Source organism: Dermatophilus congolensis (genome assembly GCF_900447215.1).
GTDB classification, from domain to species: Bacteria; Actinomycetota; Actinomycetes; order Actinomycetales; family Dermatophilaceae; genus Dermatophilus; species Dermatophilus congolensis_A.
Genome location: NZ_UFYA01000001.1, coordinates 2,111,084 through 2,129,968, shown reverse-complemented (window position 1 = coordinate 2,129,968; position 18,885 = coordinate 2,111,084). Strand labels below are relative to the sequence as shown.

13 protein-coding genes are annotated in these 18,885 nt (G+C 58.7%); 6 read left to right on the top strand and 7 right to left on the bottom strand.

Features of this window, described 5'->3' with window-relative positions:
* Window positions 1–24: 24 nt before the first annotated feature.
* A complete protein-coding gene (locus DXZ77_RS09305) occupies window positions 25–1,557 on the bottom strand; it encodes an ABC transporter substrate-binding protein (protein ID WP_115031639.1) in 1,533 nt (510 codons plus the stop codon).
* On the bottom strand, window positions 1,554–3,425 hold the full coding sequence (locus DXZ77_RS09300; protein WP_115031637.1) for an ABC transporter permease subunit: 1,872 nt from the start codon (window positions 3,423–3,425) through the stop codon (window positions 1,554–1,556). The genes DXZ77_RS09305 and DXZ77_RS09300 overlap by 4 nt, the downstream gene beginning before the upstream one ends.
* A 319-nt stretch (window positions 3,426–3,744) precedes the next feature.
* Between DXZ77_RS09300 and DXZ77_RS09295 the strand changes: the two genes are divergently transcribed.
* Genes DXZ77_RS09295 through DXZ77_RS09275 form a run of 5 tightly spaced genes read left to right on the top strand, consistent with a single transcriptional unit; the run spans window position 3,745 to window position 10,172 of the window.
* A complete protein-coding gene (locus DXZ77_RS09295) occupies window positions 3,745–4,746 on the top strand; it encodes a methionine ABC transporter ATP-binding protein (protein WP_115031635.1) in 1,002 nt (333 codons plus the stop codon).
* The gene (locus DXZ77_RS09290; protein ID WP_115031633.1) at window positions 4,743–5,408 is read left to right on the top strand and encodes a methionine ABC transporter permease; all 666 of its coding nucleotides are present in this window, start codon (window positions 4,743–4,745) and stop codon (window positions 5,406–5,408) included. The genes DXZ77_RS09295 and DXZ77_RS09290 overlap by 4 nt, the downstream gene beginning before the upstream one ends.
* Window positions 5,409–5,455: 47 nt before the next feature.
* Window positions 5,456–6,481, top strand: coding sequence for a 3-oxoacyl-ACP synthase III (locus tag DXZ77_RS09285; protein ID WP_115031630.1), 1,026 nt, complete (start codon window positions 5,456–5,458; stop codon window positions 6,479–6,481).
* Window positions 6,478–9,174 (top strand): alpha/beta fold hydrolase, encoded by a 2,697-nt coding sequence (locus DXZ77_RS09280; protein ID WP_258553250.1) that lies wholly within the window; start codon window positions 6,478–6,480, stop codon window positions 9,172–9,174. The genes DXZ77_RS09285 and DXZ77_RS09280 overlap by 4 nt, the downstream gene beginning before the upstream one ends.
* Window positions 9,171–10,172, top strand: a complete 1,002-nt coding sequence (locus tag DXZ77_RS09275; RefSeq protein WP_115031626.1) for an NAD-dependent epimerase/dehydratase family protein — start codon at window positions 9,171–9,173, stop codon at window positions 10,170–10,172. The genes DXZ77_RS09280 and DXZ77_RS09275 overlap by 4 nt, the downstream gene beginning before the upstream one ends.
* A gap of 64 nt (window positions 10,173–10,236) precedes the next feature.
* On the opposite strand, the gene DXZ77_RS09270 is transcribed toward DXZ77_RS09275, so the two are convergent.
* Window positions 10,237–12,717, bottom strand: a complete 2,481-nt coding sequence (locus tag DXZ77_RS09270; RefSeq protein ID WP_115031624.1) for a phosphoketolase family protein — start codon at window positions 12,715–12,717, stop codon at window positions 10,237–10,239.
* 426 nt (window positions 12,718–13,143) lie between these two features.
* Between DXZ77_RS09270 and DXZ77_RS09265 the strand changes: the two genes are divergently transcribed.
* Window positions 13,144–13,932 (top strand): alpha/beta hydrolase, encoded by a 789-nt coding sequence (locus DXZ77_RS09265; RefSeq protein WP_147279254.1) that lies wholly within the window; start codon window positions 13,144–13,146, stop codon window positions 13,930–13,932.
* An 84-nt stretch (window positions 13,933–14,016) separates the two neighbouring features.
* Here DXZ77_RS09265 and DXZ77_RS09260 read toward each other — a convergent pair whose 3' ends face one another.
* From DXZ77_RS09260 to ccmA, 4 genes are all read right to left on the bottom strand, one after another.
* The gene (locus tag DXZ77_RS09260; RefSeq protein ID WP_147279253.1) at window positions 14,017–15,243 is read right to left on the bottom strand and encodes an AI-2E family transporter; all 1,227 of its coding nucleotides are present in this window, start codon (window positions 15,241–15,243) and stop codon (window positions 14,017–14,019) included.
* Between the two features lie 82 nt (window positions 15,244–15,325).
* Window positions 15,326–16,612: a citrate synthase gene (locus DXZ77_RS09255; RefSeq protein WP_115031618.1), complete on the bottom strand. Its 1,287-nt coding sequence runs from the start codon at window positions 16,610–16,612 to the stop codon at window positions 15,326–15,328.
* 83 nt (window positions 16,613–16,695) lie between these two features.
* Window positions 16,696–18,210, bottom strand: a complete 1,515-nt coding sequence (locus DXZ77_RS09250; protein ID WP_115031616.1) for a DUF6297 family protein — start codon at window positions 18,208–18,210, stop codon at window positions 16,696–16,698.
* Between the two features lie 10 nt (window positions 18,211–18,220).
* Window positions 18,221–18,856, bottom strand: coding sequence for a heme ABC exporter ATP-binding protein CcmA (gene ccmA / locus DXZ77_RS09245; RefSeq protein WP_095068414.1), 636 nt, complete (start codon window positions 18,854–18,856; stop codon window positions 18,221–18,223).
* Between the last annotated feature and the right edge of the window lie 29 nt (window positions 18,857–18,885).

Below are 18,885 nucleotides of genomic sequence, written 5' to 3'. Positions count from 1 at the left end.
CGCGGGGTGATGCTAGCTAGTGGATTATTCGACATGGGTGTCGTGACCGATGAGGTGACATTCAGTGGGACGAAGATGAAGGTTTTTCACTGCGGATTTGGAGACTGCCCACCATTTTTGGTTACCGACCATGATATAGGGCAATTCTTTGACAAGAATGTTTTCTGATTCCTTAGTGGCAGTGATACGTTCTTCGCTGTCTGTGGCGTTGCTGAGCTTGTCAAGAGATTTATCGAATTCTGGCGACTTCCAGTGGCTAAAGTTGCTTTCAGAAGTGGAGCGCAGCATCGTGTCGAAAAAGTATTCAGGGTCACCGGTGGGAGCGGTAGCCATCGAATACATGGCCAGGTCAAAATCCCCAGCCTTCATCGCTTCAGTGGTGTCTTTCATTTCTTTGATTTCGACAGTGACACCAATGCTTCGTAGATCAGATTGGAGAACCTGCGCCAACTGGCCCAAGTAAGGGCGTTTGGGATAGGTGAGGACCTTCAGGGTGAGAGGCTTTTCGTCTTTAGTGAGTTTCCCATCACGCTCGCTATACCCGAGTTCGATGAGTGTTTTTTTAGTGGAAGAAAGATCTTTTTTAGTGACGGGAATCGCCAGGCCGTCGGTAGTGCCGAATGCGACGCTGGCGGGGAAGTACGAGTAAAGCGCTTCGGCTTTGCCATGCAGAAGAGACACGTACGCGTTGCGGTCTAACGCTGCATTGATGGCCTGGCGTGCCCGCGGGTCAGACATGGTGGGGCTGCTGGTGTTGATGATGACTCCATCAGAGCGAGTGGAGCTGGTGTTCCAGGTAGTGAATCGGGAGGTGTCCTGGAAAATGTTGAGGTTAGCGGCGTCAGGGCGCACAACAATGTCAGCTTCACCTGATTGCAGTGCCAAGGAGATGGATTGTTCATCACCGTAAGTGCGTACGGTGATGGTGTTAAGGCGGGGTTTTCCTTGCCAATATTTTTGGTGAGCAGTTAGGACGTGACGTTGTCCTTTTGTGAACTCTTTGACTTTGTAGGGACCGGTAGCGACAGGGGCATTGCTGGGGTTGATACCTGCGCCGATTGCTTGGATTCCCATCATCGGATCGGCCATGACGTGGGGGAGTGCTGGCAAAGAGCGGGTGGTAGTGATCGTGAGTTTTTGTCCGTCAGCTTCGATGGACTCGATCGGTAGCTGGGATTTAGCGCGGACGTTCGTTTCCAGGGCGTGCTCGATGGAAGTTTTCACTGCTGCTGCAGTCATAGGGGCGCCATTGTGAAAGGTGACGTTCTCACGCAGGGTGAACTCCCATGTGGTCTCGTCGCGGAGTTTCCATGAAGTAGCCAGTTTGGGGGTGAGCTGGAGTTTGTCGTCGACGTCTACGAGGGTTTCGCTGATGCCATCGCGGTTGGTGAACCAGCCGGTGTAGGTCGAAGCTGGGTCGAGGTTGTCGACTTCGTCGGTGGTAGCGATGGTCAGCGCGTTGGGGTCGCTGTTGTTCCCAGTAGAGGCATTACCGCAGGCGCTTAACGCTAATGCGCTGATGGTCAGCAGGCTCAGCGCCGTCTTTGAGATCTTCATGAGTGGACCTTTCTCCAGGTGTTACGGCGCAGCTTCCGCCCGGGCATCGATGACAGGTGTATGTGATCTGTCAGTAGGTTGATGGTGACAGTGGTGGTGAATACGGCCAGGCCAGGGGCGAGAACAAGCCACGTAGCGGTATGCAAGAAGGGGCGGGATTGGGCGATCATCGTGCCCCATTCAGTGGTGGGCTGCGGCAACCCAAGACCAACGAAGGAAAGAGTGGCGAGATTCAGAATGACACCGCCGAGGTCAGAGGCAGCGACAGCGATCAGAGGACCGGCGATATTGGGCAGGATGTGGCGGACGAAAAGGATGGGGGTAGGGACGTTGTTCATCCGTGCTGCGTGAATGTACGGAGCGTTCTTCAGCTCCAAGGTGAGGATGCGCGCATAACGCGCGGTGCGCGTCCAGGTGGGGGCAGTCAAGGCAGCAACGATGCTCCAGAAACCTGGGCCAAGAATCGCCGCGAGGGCTAGAGCGAGGATGAATTCGGGAAATGCCTGAAAGATCGCGGTGATGCGTTGACAGATGGTGTCGATGATGCCGCCAATGGCCCCGGCGAGCATGCCGACGGTCGCCCCTATCACTAGTGCGAGGGCCACGACAGTGATGGATATGGCCAAGGTAGGAGCGATACCTGCCAGGGTACGTGCCCATATATCTCTACCGAGCTGGTCGGTACCAAGAATGTGACTGAAGTTCGGAGGGCGCAGAGCACGGGTGATGTCTGTGCTGTTCGGATCGTAGGAAGTGAGCAAGGGCGCGGCGATACCTGCGATGAGAATGAGTCCTAGCAGACAGCTAAGCAAGGGGATAGGGCGCACATAGGTGCGCCGGGGATGCGGTGGCGGGGTGGTAGCAGTGGTGGTAAGAGTGTGCGGGTTGACGTGGTTGATGGATAGAGGCAGAGCAGGCGGGTGGGTATCTTTGATGCCTTTGGCGATGGTGCTGGTGGTGATTTTCTGGGTGTTTTTCAACCGGGGGTCGAGGGCAAATGCGGCCAGGTCGCTCAAGGCATTAGCGACAAGAAAAACCAGGACGCACCACATCACATAGGCCTGAATCACAGGATGGTCTTTAGCTGTGATGGCCGATAGGGCGTAGGCACCGATGCCGCGCCACGAAAAGATCGCTTCAACGACAACCGAGCCGCCGAGAACAGCTCCGAACCCAGACCCGGCCAGGGTGCATAGGGGGGCGGCGATGTTGCGGGCCAGGTGCAACCCGATGCGGGTTTGGCTCATTCCACGCAGACGTAAGCCAGTGACAAATGGGCGACTGGCAGCTTCCAAAGCCAAGGTGCGGACTTGGCGTAGATGCCACCCAGCGGTGGCAAGAACCAAGGTGATGGTGGGCATTGCCATGCCAGCTAGGTCAGCATCAGCTGCAATAGGGAACCACGCTAGGTGCAGTCCGAATACGTCTAGAACCAACAAAGCGATCACGAAAGCTGGGACAGCAGAGCTGGTGTAGCTCACTGCTCTGATGAGCATGTCGGTTCGGCTGCCGGGACGCAACGCGGCGGCCACTCCCAGGGGAATAGCGATGATCCATGACATTGCAATGGAGGTCAGCGCTAACGCCAAGGTAAGAGGAAGCCGGTCAGCAAACTCCGCGGCGATGGCGTTCCCGGTAGCCAGCGACGTGCCCAGATCTGCGTGCAAGAACCGGTTGAGCCAGTCGACGTACTGCTCCAACAACGGCCGGTCCAGGCCTAGACGGTGCCGCATAGCCGTGAGCATCTCGGCGGTAGCAGGTACACCTTGGGCTGTCAGAGTTTGGTGGGCCAAATCCCCGGGAGCTAAGTAGGTGAAGGCAAAGGAAAGAACACTGGCACCAAACAAGACGATGAGGGTGTTGGCCACCCACGACAGTAGTGAAATAAGTGCCCTAAGTGAACGTGTTGACCAGCTAGAGATGGGCTTGGTCGCTGCAGAGGTGGATAGGGTCACTCAATGGCCTTTGGGAGTGGGAGGCAAGAATCAAGTAACAAAGTAGATCCATCGACAACGGTTGGCGAACCTGAGAGATCTCACAGATGCAGCAGCTGTAAAGGACACCACTGGTGAGAACTCGACTGGCCTGCCTGCGCCCTTGTCTGGGAAGCTTGAGGGAAGATAATCAGCCCCACTAACGACTTGAGCGAGCTCGGCTAGGCCGCCTCGCCCGCGAAATGAGAACGCAGTGATCGAGATCGACTCCGTCACCAAGGTCTACCCAGGCCGTGGTGGCTCAGCAGAGGTGACCGCCGTCGACGACGTCACCCTGACCATCGATTCCGGACAGATCTTCGGGATCCTCGGCCGTAGCGGCGCAGGAAAAACCACCCTGCTGCGCTGCTTGAACTTCCTTGAACACCCCACCAGTGGCCGTATCAGTATCGATGGTGTCAATTTCACTAGCCTCAAACCCGCCGAACTTCGCGCCAAGCGTCAAAGCATCGGCACAGTGTTCCAGCACTTCAACTTGCTACATGCCCGCACCGCTGCTGAGAACATCTCCTACCCTATGGAGATCTCCGGTGTCCCTGCAGCTGAGCGCAGCACCCGCGTGGCTGAACTTCTTGAACTTGTTGGTCTAGCAGACCGCGGAAGTAACTATCCTTCCCAGCTTTCTGGCGGTCAGAAACAGCGTGTCGGTATCGCCCGGGCCCTGGCAGGTAACCCCTCAGTTCTCCTGTGCGACGAAGCCACCAGCGCGCTGGATCCGCACACCACCGAGCAGATCCTTGACCTGATCAAAGACATCAACGCTCGCACTGGTGTCACGGTCGTGATGATCACTCACGAAGCCGAAGTGGTCCGCCGTATTTGTGACGCTGCTGCCTTCATGGAGGGCGGACGAGTCGTCGAAACAGGACAGCTGCTTGACCTCATCGCCAACCCCGCCTCGCGACTGGCTGAAATGCTGCTTCCCACTGGGCAACCTGATGTCGCTGACCAAGGCCGCGCTCTCGTATTGGGATTCGCCAACGAAAACGCTGTCGAGCCTATGATTGCCGATCTCGCCCGCGAAACCGGAATTGAACTGGCTATCCTCTCCGGCACCGTGGAACGTGTCGCCGGGCGCCGCGTGGGACGACTCATGGTCACCGTTCCCGGCACCAGTGCAGACGACGTCGCCGCCGCGCAGAGCGCCGTCGCCACCTACTTCGAAGCGCGGGGAGTGAGCGTGACACCGCGATGACCACCACGATCCAGGACGCAATGCCCGAGCTCATGGAGGCCCTCGGCCAGACCCTATGGATGAGCAGCTGGGCTTTCGTGCTCACCATCATTTTTGGCATGGCCAGCGGCGTCTTACTGCGACTGACCAGCCCAGATGGCTTGACCCCAAACAAAATTGTCTACGGCGGGTTCGGGGCACTGATCAACCTTGGGCGCTCGCTGCCGTTCTTGATCCTGCTCATCGCGCTCATTCCGGTCACACGACTCATCGTCGGCTCGGCGATTGGTCCTACCGCCGCGATTGTTCCCCTGACTGTCGGTGCCGTTCCCTTCTATGCCCGAGTCGTTGAATCAGCTCTACGAGAAGTCGACCCCGGAAAAATCGAGGCCGCCATCGTCATGGGCTCGGACACCAAAGCCATTGTCCGCAAAGTCCTCATCCCTGAATCCATGCCAGGACTGGTCTCCGGGGCCACCCTGACTCTTGTCACCCTTATCGGCTACTCCACCATGGCCGGTGTCATTGGCGGTGGTGGTGTCGGCGACTTCGCCATCCGCTACGGCTATCAGCGATTCGATGCCGCCGTCACACTCGTAGCCGTCGTCATCCTCATCATCATCGTGCAGGCCGTCCAGACCGCAGGCGACGCTATCGTCCGCGGTATGAATCACAAACGCTGACCTGACAGCCAACGCACGAGGCGCTCCACATACCAGAAAGGCCCTCCATGAGCGGCAACGCTTCCTACCATCTGTCGAACTGTTCCATCCTCGCGGTCACCACCGTGGAAGCCCCCGAGATCGTCACCTCGGCTGAACTCGATGCGGCTCTGGCACCGGCATACGCCGAAACACGTACCGTCGCCGGACAACTGGAACGCCTCGCCGGAGTGAAGCAACGCCGTTGGTTCCCCGCTGACGAAGATTTCACCGACGGGGCTGTCGAAGCAGGCCGGCGCGCTCTCCAAACCGCCGGTATAGCCCCTGAACAGGTTGGCCTTGTCATCAACGCCTCCGTGACCAGGCCGCACCTCGAACCAGGTATCTCCGCCAAAGTCCACGCCGAACTTGGCCTACCCCGTAACTGCATGGACTTCGACGTAACCAACGCCTGCCTCGGCGTTGTCAATGGAATGCAGATCGCTGGCACCATGATCGACGCTGGCCAGATCCGCTATGGCCTCATCGTGGCTTCTGAAAGCTCCCGCCAAATGCAAGAAGCCACCATCAAACGTCTCAACGCTGGTGGAGCCACCAAATCCGACGTCAAACAAGCCTTCGCCACCATGACCCTTGGCAGCGGCGCCGTCGCTATCCTCATCGGTCCCAGCGATGCCCACCCCGAAGGACACCGCCTCCTCGGCGGCATCACCCGCGCCGGAACCGAACACCACCGACTATGTGTCGGAAGCATGGACGGTATGCGCACCGAAGCCAGCAAACTCTTCCGCGAAGGCATCGACCTGGCTCTGGACGCCTACACCGAATCGGCAGAAGACGGTTGGGACTGGAAAGACATGGACTGGTACGTCGCTCACCAGACCTCCACCGCTCACATCGCCACCCTCGCCCAACGGCTAGACAAACCACTGGAGAAATTCCCCACCACCATTTCCGAATACGGCAACATCGGCCCCGCCGCGATGCCCTACACCTTGGGCACCTTCCAAGACCAGTTCGCTACCGGTGACCGTCTGCTCCTCATGGGTATCGGATCCGGACTCAACGCCTCATTCGTTGAGGTCCAGTGGTGACACCGGTAGAAATCCGCAGCCAGCTCACCGGCCTGCCCGGAATAGACCCTGCTTGGTCACGCACCGTCACAGCGGTCGATGCCGATGGGATCGACCGCACCTGGCACATCCTTGACACCCACGCCCCCAGCGGGAGTGACAAAGAAACCAAGCCAACCCGCGGCACTCTTCTATGCGTTCACGGAAACCCCACATGGTCCTACTTATGGCGTCACATCCTGGCTGCTCCTGCCCCGGGATGGCGCGTCATCGCAGTCGACCAACTCGGCATGGGATTCTCTGAGAACCCGCGCGGATCCATGGCACAGCCACGAACTCTGGCACAACGCATCAAAGACCTCGCCGGACTGACCCAAGCTCTCAACCTCACCGGACGCGTCGTGGCCGCAGGGCACGACTGGGGTGGCATGGTCGCTACTGGATGGGCCCTTGAACACCGTGAACTGCTCGCTGGCCTCGTACTGGCCAACACCACTGTCCACCATGACTTCGACGCAGGCCTGCCCACCGCGCTGAAATTCAGTCTCACACCGCGCACCCTCAAAGCAGCCACGGTGGATACCCCCGCCTTCGTACGCGGCACTACTGCAGTCAGCAGCCCCCGGCCATCTCGCGATGTGCAAAACGCCTACGCCTTGCCTTACCGCACCCGCACTGACCGATCCTTCGTGGGGCAATTCGTCGCCGACATCCCCACCACTTCGGGACACCCAACCCGCGCCACGATGAGGCACCTCGCCGACGGTTTGAGCGCAATGGGGTCCGAAACTGCCCCTGTACCTGTGCTTCTGCTTCGTGGCCCTAAAGACCCTGTCTTCTCCGAAGCACACCTACGTGACTTGCAGGCGCGGCTACCCCACGCCGATGTACATCGTTACGAGGGCGCATCGCATCTGGTTCTTGAAGATGCTCCCCGCACCACTGAGGACATCGCCCGCTGGATCGAAACCCGCATCGACCAGCATGGCGCCTCCATCAACAGCGACCCAGCAACGCACGACGGACGCCCACCCCAGGCGCCTTTCGCTGTTGGAACCCCTGCCCAGCCCTGGTCTGGATTGACCGACTTGGCTCACCGTGACCCAGAGGCACTCTGCGTCGCTGAAGTTGCTACTGGACGCCGAATCACCTTCGGACAGATCGACACTGACATCGAGCATGTTGCTTTAGGGCTGCGCGATGCAGGGTTACGCCCCGGTGACCGCGTCGCTTTGCTCGTCGAACCAGGCATCGATCTGACTGTCGCCGCCTATGCTGCCTGGCGCGCCGGAGGCGTCATCGTCGTCGCTGACGCTGGTCTTGGCCTGTCCGGTATGGGACGTGCTCTGCGCGGCGCAGGTGTCCACCACGTCATCGCCATGAGCAAAGCCATGCCAGCGTTGCCAGCGCTGCGCGTTCCTGGAACTCGCTTCCTCGTCGGTGACTTACCGCGCTTGGCACGAAAAGTTCTTGGCGTACGCGCATCCTTTGACGACCTACGTGCTCGGGGGCGTGCCCTCGCTGCTGGCGGGCACGCTCTCCCAGATAGTCGCAAGCCTGAAGACGACGCTGCCGTGCTTTTCACTTCCGGTGCTACAGGCCCCAGCAAAGGTGTCGTTTACACGCTCGATCAAATCCGCGCTCAGGTAGGCGGTTTCGGGCATATCTACCGACTCACACCTGGTGACCGTCTCGTCGCCGCATTTGCGCCTTTCGCGCTGTATGGACCTGCCCTTGGCGTTGCTGGTGTTGTTCCTGACATGAAAGTCACTGCTCCAGCCACTCTCACTGCGGCTGCACTAGCTGATGCGGTCACTGCCGCGCGAGGCACCACTGTTTTCGCTTCACCTGCGGCTCTTCGCAATGTGTTAGCGACCGCCGAGCAGCTTCAACCCAGTCAGCGTCGTGCGCTGGCAGGAGTGAAGATCGTGATGTCTGCAGGGGCCCCAGTCCCGCTCACGCTTCTGCGCCGCCTGAGCGACACTGTTTTCCCTCACGCAGAAATGCACACGCCGTATGGCATGACCGAATGTCTGCCCGTCTCGGACATCACCCTTGACGAACTTGAGCAGGTATATGCGCCAGAGCGCATGCAAGATGGTGTCTGCGTGGGGCACGCAATCGAAAGCGTCCAGATTATGGTCGCTCCTTTGCCTGCTGTTCCTGATGGCCCCGATGGTGATCTCACCGCTGAGGCTGGCGTAGTGGGGGAAATTTGTGTGCGGGCACCGCACATGAAAGACCGATACGACCAGCTGTGGGGCGTTGATGATGCTTCCAAGAACCCTCGTGGCTGGCATCGCACAGGTGACGTGGGGCACCTCGATAGAGATGGTCGCCTCTGGGTGGAAGGGCGACGTGTTCACGTTATTCATACAGCTGAGGGGCCTTTGACTCCGGTTGGGCTTGAACAGCGAGTTGAGTCGCTCGACGGTGTCGCGAACGCCGCTGTCGTGGGAGTCGGGCCACGTGGCCTACAACAACTCGTTGTGGTGCTCACCCCCGATGAGAGAGGTCTTGCCCACGCTGCTGGTGGGGTGTTAGCCGATCAAGCTCTGCACACTGCTGTCCGGGCAGCTGCGGATCGGCCAGTTGCTGCTGTGCTTGTCCGTGACAGCATGCCTGTTGATATTCGACACCAATCCAAAATTGATCGGACCGCTTTGGCTTGCTGGGCTGAGGATGTTCTTGCCGGGAACGGAGGACGGCGATGAAGGTGCTCGTCACTGGTGCTTCGGGCATGCTCGGTGGCGGTGTTGCTGAGGCACTTATGCAACGCGGTGACGAGGTGACGGTGTTGCAGCGCCGTGCCAGCAATATCCCGGGTGTGCGTGAAGTTCTCGGAGACATCACTGTTCCTGGTGATGTGGACCGCGCTATGGCGGGTCAAGAGACTGTGGTGCACCTGGCAGCCAAAGTGAACATCACTGGCAGGTGGGAGGATTACCTGCGCATTAATGCCGGTGGCACTTTGAATATGCTGGATGCGGCTCGCCGTCACGGCATCTGCCGGTTTGTGCATACTTCTAGCCCGTCTGTGGCACATGCAGGTACATCGATTGTTGGTCAGGGCGCTGGTCCGGCCAGTCCTGAGCACGCTCGGGGTAACTACGCCCGTTCCAAAGCGATCTCTGAGCGTATGGCTCTAGAAGAGGATCTTCGTTCTCAGCAGGCAGGTAGTGGACCTGCGGTTGTGGTGTTGCGTCCTCATATTGTGTGGGGTCCGCGTGATACTCAGCTGGTGGCGCGGATTATTCGGCGTGCACAGGCAGGGCGGTTGCCGGTGGTTGGTAACGGTGCTGCGCTCATAGACACTCTCTATATCGATAATGCTGTGGATGCATTTGTTGCGGCAGTGGATCGCTGTATAGATGTACGGGGCGAGTCTTTCGTGGTGACTAATGGTGAGCCACGTCCTGTTTCGGAAATTTTTGTGTCGTGGGCGCGTGCCGGTGGTGTGGATCCGGCGCCCAAGGTGTTGCCTAAACGGCCTGCGTTGTGGGTTGGTAGTGCTGTGGATGTGGTGACGGGTTTGCGTGAACGGTTTGGTGTGCTGAATGAGGTTGACCCGCCGTTGACGCGGTTTTTGGTGGAGCAGTTGTCGACTGCGCACTGGTTTGATCAGCGCCGCACGCAGCAGGCTCTGAGATGGACTCCGAAGGTGAGTTTGGATGAGGGGTTTGCTCGGGTAGCTGAGTATTACTGCCGCTGATGTTGACTTCATGTGTTGGGCCCGTGACCACACGGTCACGGGCCCAACACAGTGTTGAGTGTGGTTATTCGTTGTCGCCGCCGGTGGCGATGGTTGCCTCTACGGCTTGGCCGTCGGCTTGGTTTTGTGCATCTGGCCAGACCCATTGCGCGACTGCGGGGATGTCTTCGCCGTTGGCGTAGGCGTAGGCGCGGGCGTGGGTGCGAGCGTCGAACATGTACTGGCGTAGATTCGCGTACTTGGCTCCTAGGGATGGCACCTGGTCGATGACGTCCATGACAAGGTGGTAACGGTCGATGTCGTTACGCATTGCCATGTCGAATGGGGTTGTGGTGGTGCCTTCTTCTTTGAAGCCACGGACGTGGATGTTGGCGTGTCCGTGGCGGCGGTAGGTGAGTCGGTGGATGAGCCATGGGTAGCCGTGGTAGTTGAAGATAACCGGTTTGGTGGATGTGAAGTAGTTGTCGAATTCTCGGTTGGATAGGCCGTGGGGGTGTTCTTTTTCGTCTTGTAGACGCATCAGGTCCACGACGTTGACCACGCGTACTTTCAGGTCGGGGATGGCTTCGCGCAGGATCGATGCAGCGGCGAGTGTTTCTAGGGTGGGGACGTCGCCAGCGCAGGCGAGGACGACGTCGGGTTCTTCGCCGTCTACTTCGGTGCCTGCCCATTTCCAGATGCCGATGCCGCGGGTGCAGTGTTTCATTGCTTCGTCGGCAGAGAGGAAGTTCGGGGCGGGCTGTTTGCCTGCGACGACGACGTTTACGTACTGGTGTGAGCGCAGGCAGTGGGCCCAGGTGGATAGGAGGGTGTTGGTGTCCGGTGGGAGGTAGACGCGGATGATGTCGGATTTTTTGTTGACGACGTGGTCGATGAATCCGGGGTCTTGGTGGCTGAATCCGTTGTGGTCTTGGCGCCACACGTGGCTGGATAGTAGGTAGTTGAGTGAGGCGATGGGGGCACGCCACGGGATTTCGTTGGTGACTTTCAGCCATTTGGCGTGTTGGTTGAACATGGAGTCGATGATGTGGATGAAGGCTTCGTAGGAGCTCATCATGCCGTGGCGGCCGGTGAGGAGATAGCCCTCGAGCCAGCCTTGGCATTGGTGTTCGGAGAGCATTTCCATGACGCGGCCAGCGCGGGAGAGGTGGTCATCGGAGTCGGTGTTGTAGTACTCAGCGTTCCACTGTTTGTCGGTGACTTCGTAGACGTCTTGGAGTCGGTTGGATGCGGTTTCGTCTGGTCCGAAGATGCGGAAGTTGTCCGGGTTCATTTTGATGACGTCGCGGAAGTATGTGCCGAGGCGACGGGTGGCTTCGGTCATGGGGGTTCCAGGGGTTTTGACGTCGATTGCATAGTCGCGCCAGTCGGGCAGTTTGAGGTCGCGTAGGACGAGTCCGCCGTTGGTGATGGGGTTGGCGGACATGCGCAGGTCGCCTTGGGGGGCCTGGTCTGCGATGTCGTCGATGAGTTTTCCGTTGCTGTCGAAGAGCTCGTCAGTGTTGTAGGAGGTGAGCCATTTTTCGAGGTCGTGGAGGTGCTCTTCGGTGTCGCGGGCCGAAGCCAGGGGTACTTGGTGGGCGCGCCAGGAGTCGGTGGAGCGTTTTCCATCGATTTCGGCTGGGCCGGTCCAGCCTTTGGGGGTGCGGAAGACGATCATGGGCCATAGGGGTCGTTCGGTGTTGCCTTCGGCTGCTTTGGCTTTGATGTCGGCGATTTCGTCGAGGCAGGTGTCGAGCAGTTCGGCGAATCGGCGGTGGGTGGTGATGGGGTCTTCATCATCGAATCCGCCGGTGAAGAAGTGGGGTTTGTGGCCGTAGCCGCGCATGAGGTCGCGGAGTTCGTCTTCAGGGATGCGGGCTAGAACGGTGGGGTTGGCGATTTTGTAGCCGTTGAGGTGTAGGACGGGTAGGACGACGCCGTCTGTGTTGGGGTTGATGAATTTGTTGGAGTGCCATGAGGTGGCCAGTGGTCCTGTTTCGGCTTCGCCGTCACCGACGACGGTGAATACGAGGAGGTCTTTGTTGTCGAAGGCGGCGCCGTAGGCGTGGGAGAGGGCGTAGCCAAGTTCGCCGCCTTCGTGGATGGAGCCTGGGGTTTCGGGTGCGACGTGGGAGGGGATGCCGCCGGGGAAAGAGAATTGTTTGAAGAGGCGCTGCATGCCTGCTTCGTCTTGGGTGATGTTGGGGTAGGTCTCGGTGTAGGTGCCTTCGAGGTAGGTGTTGGCGACGAGGCCGGGGCCGCCGTGGCCTGGGCCGGTGACGTATATGGCTGAGAGGGAACGTTCTTTGATGGCGCGGTTCATGTGCGCGTAGAGGAAGTTCAGTCCGGGGGTGGTTCCCCAGTGGCCTAGGAGTCGGCGTTTGACGTCATCGCGGTGTAGTGGGCGGCGTAGGAGGGGGTTGTTGAGTAGGTAGATCTGTCCTACGGAGAGGTAGTTGGCTGCTCGCCACCATTTGTCGATGAGGTGGAGAGTATGTTCGGTGAGTTCGGGGGCTTGTGCTTGGGTGCGGGTGGGCCAGGTGTTGGTGGATGTTGTGGTCATTCGTGTCCTCGATCTTGGTGTGTATTTCGGTTCTTTTAAGTGTCGCGCAAATCGTCTTCTAATTCGATGGGGGTTTTATTATTCGCGCAATCTATTTGTCGACATGTGGGGTGTTGATTATGTTGTTGTTAACGTTTTCAGTGGTGTAGTAATCGTTTTAATTTTTTGGACAAATTTTGGACATTTGTTTGGGTCGGTCGTTTTGATTGGGTGTTTGCTATTCGTTTTTGGGGTGAGTGTGGTGAAGGTCTCCTTTGGGCGGGGGTTGTGTCGTAGCTGAGAATGTGAGTGTGTGTGCGCAGGCTTCTCGCCTGCGTGGATGCCTGTGCCTCGACCTGCATGTGCGAGACTTGGAAAGTGCACCTCGCCAGTGAATGGGCCTCCCCAAGCGGCCCGCAGTCAGCCCCTTCGCGGCGAGCTGTACTCATGGGAGGGGTGTCGGCAGCGGCTGCGGCTTTTGTAGGTAGGCCTGCCCCGGCTCTGGATCCGCCTGTGGTGAAGATTGAGCGGGGGACGCTGACGTCTAAGCATTGGCCAGGGCGTTCGATTAACTGGGTAGTGACTCGTCCGGAGGGTCCATCGCATCTGGTGATTGCGTTGCATTCTCTGGGTACGAGTGCGAACTGGTTTGTGGAGCGGTTGGATGCTCCAGGTGTTTCGCGGCGTACTGGGTTGACAGTGGCGGCGGTTGATGGGGGGCGTCATTATTGGCACCGCCATAACAATGGTATTGACACTGCGGCAATGGTGGTGGACGATTTTCTGCCCTTGGTGGCCGCGTTAGGCCTGGATACGGACCGTTTTGCCTTGACTGGTGTGTCTATGGGTGGCTTTGGCGCGTTGCGTTTGGCTGCGCAGTTGGGGCCAACGCGGGTGATGGGGGTGGGGGTGGTTGCGCCTGCTCTGCGTCGCACGCCGCTAGAGAACCCCACGCTGATGTTTGATAACAAGCGCGCCTTTGAAGTGAATAATCCGTTCGGAAAGCTGGAGCAGTTGCGTGAGATTCCGTGCGCTATTGCTTGCGGTAAACAGGATGCATTTTATGCGGCTTCGAAGGCGATGGCTGCGGCGTTACCGGGAACACCAACTATTTTTGACAAGGGAGGTCACACCACGCGTTATGTGGCTTCGCATTGGGAACCGATCATGCACTGGCTTGCGTACCGTTGTGGCCCACCCCCGGAGCGTCCTTTCTTAGATCGTTTATTTGGATAATTTTCTTTTAGTTTTGTGTTGAATATTTTTAAGTGTTAGCCCCTCAAAAATATTCAACACAAATATGTAGAAGAATCGCGGTGGTTACCCCTGAGCAGAAGCTGCGTCGTGACGCTCGCTAGGGCAGGAAGGCGCTGTTGCCTCGGTAGGAGTGGTGTCGGTGTTTTTGGCGCCGCGTTCTGGGTTGCCAGCTAGTGGTTCACCGTTGGAGGGATCAGAGGCGAAGAGAACATTGAGCCAGCGCAGGTCTGGGTCGATGTCGATAAGGATCGTTTTGAGAAGCAGCGTTGCTGGTAGAGCGAGGATCGCTCCGAGAGGTCCTAGGGCCCAGCTCCAAAACAGCAGTGAAATGAGGGAGACGCTGGCGGTAACTCCAACAGAATCACCGGTGAACTTTGGCTGGATGACTGATTGCATCACGAAGTTAATGACGGAGAACGTGATGATAACGATGAGCGAGGTGAGAGGGTCATTGGCCAGGAGCGCCATGATGGCTGGTGGTACCAGGCCCATCACAAATCCGATGTTGGGAATGTAGTTGGTGAGGAATGTGAACAGGCCCCAGACCCATGGCAGGGGGACATCGAGGTAGAGCAGGACCGCAACGTTCATCGCCGAGACGATGAGGCCGAAGGTGGTTGAGACGATCCAGTAACGGCGTACTCCTTGAGCGAAGTCCAAGAGCGCGTGGGTCAGGGAGGGTTTGGTGCGTAGCAGCATCGCTGCGCGGCGGTCTGTGCTCATCGAGTCGATGAGGCCTACAAAGATCACTGTCAGTAATACCGCGAAGGCGGAAAGGATGCCGGTGAGGCCACTGAGTGCGCTTTGGAGGACGGCGACTGCGTTGGAGGGTGATACCTGGCGCTGGAGGTCTTCGAGTTGCTCGATTACTTGTTGTTCGCTGATCCCCATGCCGCGGAGCCAGTCAATCATCTGAGAGTAGAGAAGAATGAATTGCCCTTGGTATTGAGGTATTTCGACGATAAAGCGTGCAGTTGCCCAGGCCAGTGAGCCGAAGAAAGCGATGAGGATCGCTGCGACGAGTAGGCCAGATACGAGTGCGCCGATAAGAGGTGGAAAGCCTCGTTTGTTGAGTCGTTGCTGTAGTGGGTAGACAACAACGAACAAGTTGATGGTCAGAAAGACTGGTCCTACAAGGCTTGATTGGGCATTGATGCCGAGCATGACGACCCAGATGGCGGCTAGTCCGCCAAGAATGAGCGCGAATTGCGGGATTGGTCGCGATCGGGTGTCTGGGTTGTTGCCGGGCCCGGAGTCGGCGGGGCTGGGGGTCGTCGACGCGCTGCTCACGCGTTCAACGTACACCGATATGGCTCCTGGGCGTCAGCCGTGGAGGAGCCATATCGGGGTGCGAAATTATGGCGTGAATAGGTCAGCGTTCGGTGCGTGGTTTCCAGGAACGTGCGGTCTCACCTGTGTAAATCTGGCGCGGCCGGTAGATGCGTCCTTTAGGGTCGTCGTGGATTTCTTTCCAGTTGGCGATCCATCCGGGCATGCGGCCTATGGCGAACATGACTGTGAACATTTCCAGGGGTATGCCCAGGGCTCGCAGAATAATGCCGGAGTAAAAGTCGACATTGGGGTAAAGCTTGCGCTCGATGAAGTAGTCGTCGTTGAGGGCTGCGTCAGCGAGTTCTTGAGCGATGTCGAGAAGATCATCTTTGACTTCGAGTTCGGAGAATAGGTCGTCTGCGGCCGAGCGCAGAATTTTCGATCGCGGGTCAAAGTTGCGGTAAACGCGGTGACCGAACCCTTGAAGTTTGACGCCGTCTTCTTTGTTTTTGACTTTCTTTACGTACTCGGAGACTGCGATGTCGCGTTCTTTGATCTCTTCGAGCATTTTGATAACGGCCATGTTGGCGCCGCCGTGGCGGGGGCCCCACAGCGCTGAGACGCCTGCAGAGGCTGAGGCGAAGATGTTGGCCTGGCTGGAGGCGACCATGCGGACGGTGGAGGTGGAGCAGTTTTGCTCATGGTCGGCGTGCAGGACAAGGAACAGGTTGAGTGCGCGGGACATAGCGGGGGTGCACTCGAATTGCTTGTAGGGCACGGAGAACATCATGTGCATGAAGTTCTCGACGTATTTGAGGTTGTAGCGGGGGTAGGCGATGGGTTCGCCGATGCTTGACTTGTAGGCAGCGGCGGCGATGGTGCGGACTTTGGAGATGAGGACGGCTGCAGCGGTTTCGATGCTGCTTTCGTCGTTGGCTTCCATTACTTCGGGTTCATGGGCTGAAAGCGTTTGGATCATGGCCGAGAGGATGGCCATGGGGTGTGCTTTTGGAGGAAAGCCATCGAAGTGTTTTTTCATGTTCTCGTCGATCATGGCGTTTTCGGCGAGAAGGTCGCTAAAGCGATCACGTTGCTCGATGGTGGGGAGTTCACCGAAGATGACGAGCCAGGCTGTTTCGACGAAGGAGCTTCCTTCGGCGAGTTCTTCAATGGGGTAGCCGCGGTATCGGAGAATGCCTGCTTCGCCATCGATGTAGGTAATCGCGGATTTGGTGGATCCGGTGTTGCCATATCCATCGTCGAGGGTGATGTAGCCGGTTTCGGTACGGAGTTTCGAGATGTCGATAGCGTGTTCGTTCTCGGTGCCCACCACGATGGGTAGTTCATAGGTGGATCCGTCCAGGTCCAGGCGAGCCACATTGCTCATCTGATTCTCCTCGTCGTTGAGATGTCTTTCGACATCGTATGGCGTGATGCGTTTCACAGCATTGTGTTACGAGTTTTTCTTTTTCATGTTTGTCGGTTTCTCAGGAGGTAATAAGCAAGGGGAGCTAATGCGGTGATGAATGCGGGAATAGGAAGACCAACGGCGACGAGAAGTCCGGGCAAAAGAAGAGTGTCGTAGCCGCGGGCGATGAGAGCTAAAAGTCCTAGGGGAATTACGCCCATAGGGGTGGAGGCCATAGCTGATGAGGCGGAACGGATGTCACGGGGTTGGGCGGATCGGACAGCTCCAGCTAGTGCCGCTGTGATGAGGATGGGCCAGGTCAGGGGGTGTACTCGGGCCAAGATGAGGGCGATGAATGACCAGGTAGCTGCGATCGCGGTGGGGGCTGCTAGGAGGGTGAGTCGGGCTTTGAGTGGGGTGAAGGGCAGGCTTCGGCGGATGGAGTCCGAGCGGGCGTAGTTGGTGTATCCGTCGGTGAAGGTAGCGGTGACGTAGTAGCCGACGATGAGTGCGGCCCACCATCCTCCGGTGGTGCCTAGAACTGCGGATGCTGTGGCGGGCAGTGGAATTGCGCACAGGACGGCGAGGATGCTGAATCCGTCGCGGCGGACGCGGCGGATATCTGTTTCTAGCAGTGCGCCCAGGCCGCGGCGGCGGGTGGGGGTGGAGTGTAGGCGACGGCGGGTGGCTGGGCGGGTGATGGCGCGTAGCGGGGTGGAGTCGAGCATGACAGTGGAGACGCTGAGTGCGTCAACGAAATCGCCTCCACGGGCGAGTGCTCCTACGGATAGGTGACGTGCGGAGGCTCGCATGGGTTGTTCTAGGCGCCACATGATGAGGATGAGTATGACCGTGGTGAGCAGGTCCAGGGCTGGTCCCCATGTGTTGGTGGGGGCGGCGTACAGCTCAGCGACGGTGGACCATCCAGGAAGGATGCCCAGGGTAAGGGTGAGTGAGGCAATGGCGATGAGGACTTTCCCGGCAAGGCGTGCGATGTCTTCGCTACCGGGGCGGTGTTGCCCGACGGCGAGGATTTTGGTGAGGGTCAGCCCGCCAGCGAATCCTAGGGCAGTTGAGGTGAGGATACGGATGGGGCCGTGGCCGGTGAGAGAGACAGCGAACCCTAGGGCGACTGCGCCGATGATGCCGCAAGCGGTACCGATGGCGCGGTAGGAACCGCGGGTGAGGGTGGCACGGTCGGCCGGGGAGGTAAGCAGCCAGCTGCGCAGGGGGTGTGATGCGCCGAGGGGGCCTGCGGCGGTGGCTAGGAGGACGCTGGTGCCGGTGGCGAGGAGAATGATGCCGGTTGCGAGGAAGGGGGGTGAGGCGATGAAGTCGGATTGGGATAGTCCTGCGCCAGCGCCGCGGATAAGCGCCCAGAGGAAGATGGCGGTCATGACCAGCAGGAGAGTGACTAGGTGTAGTCCGCTCCAGGGGCCAATGTCGCCGCGAGTGAAGGTGGTATCGATTTGGGCTGATCGCAGGGTGATGAGGGCCTCGTGAGCGAGGTCTTCGGATGCGGTGCGGTCGATGGGTGGTTGGCTACGGGTTTTGGTGGGTGGGTTTTCGGTGCTCATGCGGGTGGTTTCAGAGGTGGCGCAGGTGGATACGGCGGGCGGAGATAGCTGCGGCGAGTTCGCTGGAGTGTGTAGACATCAGGACCGAGCAGCCTTCTTTGGCGAGTTTGTTTAGGTGGGCTCCCAGCCAGATACGTCCGGCGGTGTCCAGGCGTTGTTCTGGTTCATCGAGGATGAGTAGGTCGAAGGGGCGTACCAGGGTGGTGGCTAGGCCTAGGCGGCGGCGTTGTCCGGAAGAAAGAGTGTCGGGGATTTGATCGGCGACGTCAGCAAGTCCGAGTGTGCGTAGGGCGGTATCGACGATGTCGGTTTCATCGGAGCCGTGGGCGCGGGCCAGAAGGTCGAGGTGTTCCCACACAGTGACGTCGGAGAAGAAGGCCATGTCGTCGAGGATGGCGGCGACGCGGCGGCGGACTTGGGGGTCGGTTTCGTGCATGGGTTCGCCGTCGAGGAAGACATCGCCGGAGTCGGGTTCTTCAGCACCCATGAGACAGCGTAGGAGGGTGGTCTTTCCAACACCGTTGGGGCCGAAGATGGAGACGATTTCGCCTTCGTGGACGTCCAGATCCACGCCGGAGAAGACGGCGCGCCCGTCAAACGATTTCGACAATTGGCGCACCATGAGGCGCGGGTAGGAAGCGGTCACGTCTGTCAGCGTAATCGGCAGTGCGCTCC